Source organism: Streptomyces sp. NPDC058964 (genome assembly GCF_042741275.1).
In the GTDB taxonomy this organism is placed as follows: domain Bacteria; phylum Actinomycetota; class Actinomycetes; order Streptomycetales; family Streptomycetaceae; genus Streptomyces.
Genome location: NZ_JBHYKH010000555.1, coordinates 1 through 5,050, shown reverse-complemented (window position 1 = coordinate 5,050; position 5,050 = coordinate 1). Strand labels below are relative to the sequence as shown.

At 72.2% G+C, this 5,050-nt stretch carries 4 protein-coding genes and 2 pseudogenes; 4 read left to right on the top strand and 2 right to left on the bottom strand.

Features of this window, described 5'->3' with window-relative positions; all coding sequences use genetic code 11:
* Together ACFW2E_RS39990 and ACFW2E_RS39985 are read right to left on the bottom strand one after the other, a co-directional pair.
* Positions 1-718 (bottom strand): annotated as a pseudogene (locus tag ACFW2E_RS39990) (two-component sensor histidine kinase); the annotation flags it as partial.
* Complete coding sequence (locus ACFW2E_RS39985; protein ID WP_384474952.1) at positions 715-1,455, bottom strand: response regulator transcription factor; 741 nt, start codon at positions 1,453-1,455, stop codon at positions 715-717. The pseudogene ACFW2E_RS39990 and the gene ACFW2E_RS39985, both read right to left, overlap by 4 nt.
* Before the next feature lie 172 nt (positions 1,456-1,627).
* On the opposite strand from ACFW2E_RS39985, the gene ACFW2E_RS39980 reads away from it, so the two are divergent.
* From ACFW2E_RS39980 to ACFW2E_RS39965, 4 genes and pseudogenes are all read left to right on the top strand, one after another.
* Positions 1,628-2,980: a ferric reductase-like transmembrane domain-containing protein gene (locus tag ACFW2E_RS39980; RefSeq protein WP_384474949.1), complete on the top strand. Its 1,353-nt coding sequence runs from the start codon at positions 1,628-1,630 to the stop codon at positions 2,978-2,980.
* A 7-nt stretch (positions 2,981-2,987) separates the two neighbouring features.
* A complete protein-coding gene (locus tag ACFW2E_RS39975) occupies positions 2,988-3,470 on the top strand; it encodes an FMN-binding protein (protein WP_384474946.1) in 483 nt (160 codons plus the stop codon).
* A 59-nt stretch (positions 3,471-3,529) separates the two neighbouring features.
* A complete protein-coding gene (locus tag ACFW2E_RS39970) occupies positions 3,530-4,912 on the top strand; it encodes a ferric reductase-like transmembrane domain-containing protein (protein WP_384474943.1) in 1,383 nt (460 codons plus the stop codon).
* Between the two features lie 60 nt (positions 4,913-4,972).
* Positions 4,973-5,050 (top strand): annotated as a pseudogene (locus ACFW2E_RS39965) (FMN-binding protein); the annotation flags it as partial.

Below are 5,050 nucleotides of genomic sequence, written 5' to 3'. Positions count from 1 at the left end.
GGCGCGCGGGCGCCAGCCCCACCCCCCCCCGCGCCCGGGGTATCTCCCGCCCCCGGGGGCGCGCCCCCCCCACCCGGCTCAGCGGACGCAGCGACCACCGGACCCAGAGCGCGCCGGTGACGCCCGCGACGGCGAGGGCCAGGCCGAACACGATCGCGGAGACCAGCTCCAGGCGGTGGACGGCGGCCTCCACCGGTTCGAACGGCAGCCCGACGATCAGCACGTCCCGGTCGAGGCCGCGGGTCGCGACGACCCGGTAGTCGTCCAGCGAGGAGAGGTCGACGGTGTGGGGCCGGCCGTCGACCGGCACCGCGGCCAGCTTCCGCATGTCCGCGGCGGTCAGGTCGACTTTCAGGTCCACGGCGAGGTCCCCGGAGCGCACCAGCCCCTTGTTGGTGACCGTGCCGTTCACCAGGCGGGCGCCGAAGGTGCCCGTGGGCTGCCTGCGGGTGTCGCCGTGCTCGTCCCCGTCGTGATCGTCGGGCAGCCGGCCGTTGTGCTCCAGGCTCGCCGGGAACCGGGTGCCGACCTGGACGAGCTGCTCGTCCAGGCGCTGTGTGAGGAAGCCGCTCAGCTCGACCACCGCGGCCAGCCCGACGGCCGCGCAGCTCACCGCCAGCAGCACCACGAGACCGAAGGTGAGCCGGGCCCGCAGGGTGCGGGGGCGGGGCAGCCGCCGTACCGCCCGCGCGACCCGTCCCCGCAGCGGAGCCCTCACCGGGACCCCGGCTTGAGCACGTAGCCGGCCCCGCGCACCGTGTGGATCATGGGCTCGCGGCCGGCGTCGACCTTCTTGCGCAGATACGAGATGTACAGCTCGACGACATGGGCGCGGCCACCGAAGTCGTACGACCACACCCGGTCCAGGATCTGCGCCTTGCTGAGCACGCGGCGCGGGTTGCGCATCAGGAAGCGAAGGAGCTCGAACTCGGTCGGGGACAGTTCGATCAGGTCACCGGCCCGGGTCACCTCGCGGGCCTCCTCGTCCATGACCAGGTCGCCGACGGCCAGCCGGGGCCCCTCCTCCAGCTGCCGGGCCATGCCCGCACGCCGCAGCAGCCCGCGCAGCCGGGCCACGACCTCCTCCAGGCTGAACGGCTTGGTGACGTAGTCGTCGCCGCCGGCGGTGATGCCCGCGATGCGGTCCTCGACCGCGTCCCGCGCGGTGAGGAAGAGCACACAGACGTCCGGCTTGACCTCGTGCAGGTGGCGCAGCACGGCGAAGCCGTCGGTGTCGGGGAGCATCACGTCGAGGACGACGGCGTCGGGCATCAGCTCGCGTGCCTCGCTCACCGCGGAGGCGCCGTCGCCCGCCGCGCGCACCTCCCAGCCCTCGTAGCGCAGGGCCCCGGTGAGCACCTCCGCCAGGTCGGGGTCGTCGTCGACGACGAGGACACGCAGCGGAGTGCCGTCCGGCCGGGTGAGGGCGGGCCGGCCGGAGCGGGTGGTGTTCATCGCGTTCATCGCGTCTACCAGCATCGCTCCTCCGGGCCGCTCGCGGGTGTCCCCCGTGGCTCTGAGTTTCCTCTGAGTGGGCCGTGAGGGGGGTCGCTCAGAGCTCCCTCAGAGGTTCGCGCAGCACAGTGGCCGGGCGGACAGGAGAACAGCCCGCGGAAGGAGCTCACACATGACCACCCTGTACGGGCAGCGGACGGCGTCACCCGTGGTGCCGGCCCGCCGAGGCTCCCCGGCGGGTCCCCTGCTGGCCCTCCTGTGGGCCGGGGCGGCGGCCGTCGTCGGGCTGTGGTGGGCGGACACCGGCTCGGTGGTCGGTACGGCCGGATGGCTGACCGGCGCCGGGCGGATCGCGGGGCTGCTGTGCGGCTACTCCTGCGCGGTGCTGGTCGGGCTCATGGCCCGGGTGCCGCTCCTGGAGCGGCGGATCGGCTCGGACCGGGTGGCTCGCTGGCACGCGATGGCGGGCCGCTACACCGTCTGCCTGCTGGTGGCGCACGTCGTGCTGATCCTCGCCGGCTACGCCGCCCAGGACGGCGCCTCCGTCGTCCACGAGACGGTCACGGTCGTCCTCGACTACCCGGAGATGCTCAAGGCCACCGCGGGCACGGTGATCCTCTTCGCCGTGGGCGTCACCTCGGCGCGGGCGGTGCGCCGACGTACCAGCCACGAGTTCTGGTACTACGTCCATCTGCTCACGTACGCCGCGGTCTTCCTGGCCTTCGGCCACCAGCTCGTGCTGGGCAACGACTTCAACGGCCGGCCGGTGGCCACGGCCGCCTGGTACGCGCTGTACCTGGGCGTGGCGGCACTCGTGCTGTGGTTCCGGATCCTGGTGCCGGTGCGGCTCAATCTGCGGCACCGGCTGCGGGTGGAGTCCGTGCACCGGGAGGCGCCGGGGGTGTACTCGGTCGTCGTGCGCGGGCGGCGGCTGGACGAACTGGGCGCGCAGCCGGGTCAGTTCTTCCGCTGGCGGTTCCTCGGGGAGGGCATGGGCTGGACGTCGACGCCCTACTCCCTGTCGGCGCCGCCACGCCCCGGCCTGCTGCGCATCACGGTCAAGGCACTCGGCGACCACAGCGCGGCCGTGTCCCTGCTGCGTCCGGGCACCCGGGTGTGGGCGGAGGGGCCGTACGGGTCCCTGACCGCGGACCGGCAGACCGCGCACCAGTCGCTGCTGATCGCGGGCGGCGTGGGCATCACGCCCCTGCGGGCGCTGTTCGAGACGCTGCCCGGCGAGATCACGCTGCTGTACCGGGCCCGCACGGCCGAGGACCTGGCGCTGGGCAGTGAGCTGGAGGCGATCGCGCAGTGGCGCGGGGCGAGGGTGCTGTACGCGCTCAACGGCGCGCACGGGGAACGCCCGGTGTTCACCGCCGACGCCCTGCGTGCGGCCGTTCCCGGCATCGCCGCGCACGACGTGTACCTCTGCGGTCCGCACGGATTCGCCCAGGATCTGTACGAGGCGCTGCGCGCCGCCGGTGTGCCGGACCGGCGCATCCACCACGAGTCGTTCGAGCTGTGAGGCCGCTGTGCACGCCCTGAAGAAGAACCGTCCCCTGCGCCGCATCGTCCTGGCGAGCGCCGCCACCGTCTCCGGGATGGTGCTGCTGCTCTCCCTGAAACCGCACACGAGCCCCGCGGTGGCGGTCGGTGCGCCGGCGCCCGCTCCGTCCAGCAGTTCCAGCGCGTCGTCCGGCGGGTCGAGCAGCGGTTCGAGCGGCAAGTCGGCCACTGGCACGAAGACCGCCACCGGCGACACGGTGCAGACCCGCTGGGGCCCCGTCCAGGTGCGCGTCACGATAAAGGGCGGCAGGCTGACCGAGGTGAAGGCAGTCAGCTACCCGCATGAGAATCCGCGCGACCAGCAGATCAACAGTTACGCCATCCCCCAGCTGCGGCGCGAGGCGCTGGCCGCGCAGAGCGCGGAGATCGACACCGTCTCCGGAGCCACATACACGAGCGACGGCTACCGCCAGTCGCTCCAGTCCGCCTTGGACTCTGCCGGAGTCTGAACACTCATGCTGCGCGGCACGTATCTGTGGGCCAAGGGTCAAGTCCCCCCGGAGGAACCGTGACCACCACCATCGCAGGCGGACGTGCCGCCCGCCGCCAGACGATGCGCCGCATCCGCCCGCGCCGCTCACCTGCCGTACCGCTGCTGATCGCCCTCTGGGCGGGCGCGGCGGCCGTGCTGTGGCTGTGGTGGCACAACACGCCGTCCATCGCCGACGACAACGGCAAGATCCTGAACGCGGGCCGGATCACCGGCCTGCTGGCCGGCTACCTCATGGCACTCGTCGTGCTCCAGATGGCCCGGGTGCCCGCGCTGGAGCGCCGGGTCGGCTCCGACCGTGTCGCCCGCTGGCACGCGATGAGCGGTCGTTACACCCTCTGCCTGGTCTTCGCGCACATCTTCCTGACCATGTGGGGCTACGCGCTCCAGGCGGGCAAGTCGCTCGGCGACATCGTCCAGCAGACCATCGACTCCATCACCCAGCTGCCGGACATGGGCAAGGCCGCCATCGGCACGGGTCTGTTCGTGGTCATCGGACTGACCTCCATCGGCGTGATCCGGCGCAGGCTGCCGTACGACGCCTGGTACCACGTGCACCTGCTGACCTACGCGGCGGTGTTCCTGACGTTCTGGCACCAGATCACCACCGGCAACGACTTCGCCGTGGAGCCCACCGCGAAGACGTTCTGGTACGGGCTGTACGGCTCGGTCACCGCGCTGGTGGTGTGGTACCGCATCCTCACCCCGATCCGGCTGAACCTGCGTCACCGGATGCGCGTCGAGGCGGTCATCGAGGAGACGCCCGGCATCGTGTCGGTGCTGATCGGCGGCCGCAAGCTGCACCGGATGGGCGCCGAGGCCGGACAGTTCTTCCGGTGGCGGTTCCTGGCGCCGGGCATGCGGTTCAGCTCACACCCGTACTCACTGTCGGCGGCGCCCCGCCCGGACATGCTGCGGATCACGGTCAAGGCGATCGGCGACCACAGCGCCCGGCTGCGCGAGCTGCGCCCCGGCACCAGGGTGTGGGCCGAGGGCCCGTACGGAGCGATGACGGCCTCCAAGCGCAGCCGGGGCAAGGTGCTCCTGGTCGCGGGCGGCGTCGGCATCACACCCATGCGCGCCCTGTTCGAGACGCTGCCCGGCGCGGCCGGTGACCTGACCCTGCTCTACCGGGCGAACACCACCCAGGACCTGGCGCTGTGGGACGAGCTGGCGACCATCGCCAAGGAGCGCGGCGCGCGGCTGATGTATGCGGTGAACAGCCCGGAGGGGGAGCGGCCGGACATCTCCGCGGACAGCCTCCAGCGGAAGATCCCGGACATCGACCGGCACGACGTCTTCATGTGCGGCCCGCCCGGGTTCGCGCAGCAGGTGTACGAGGCGCTGCGCGGCGCGGGGGTGCCCGCCCGCCGTATCCATCACGAGTCGTTCGAGATGTGAGCGACGGGAACAACGGAACCTCCACGGGAACCCGACGGGAAGTCAGGAGCTCAGAAGAAGATGCGGAAGAGCCACCCCATTCGGCGCGTCGTGCTGGCAACCGCCGCCACCGTGTCCGGTGTCGTACTGCTGCTGTCG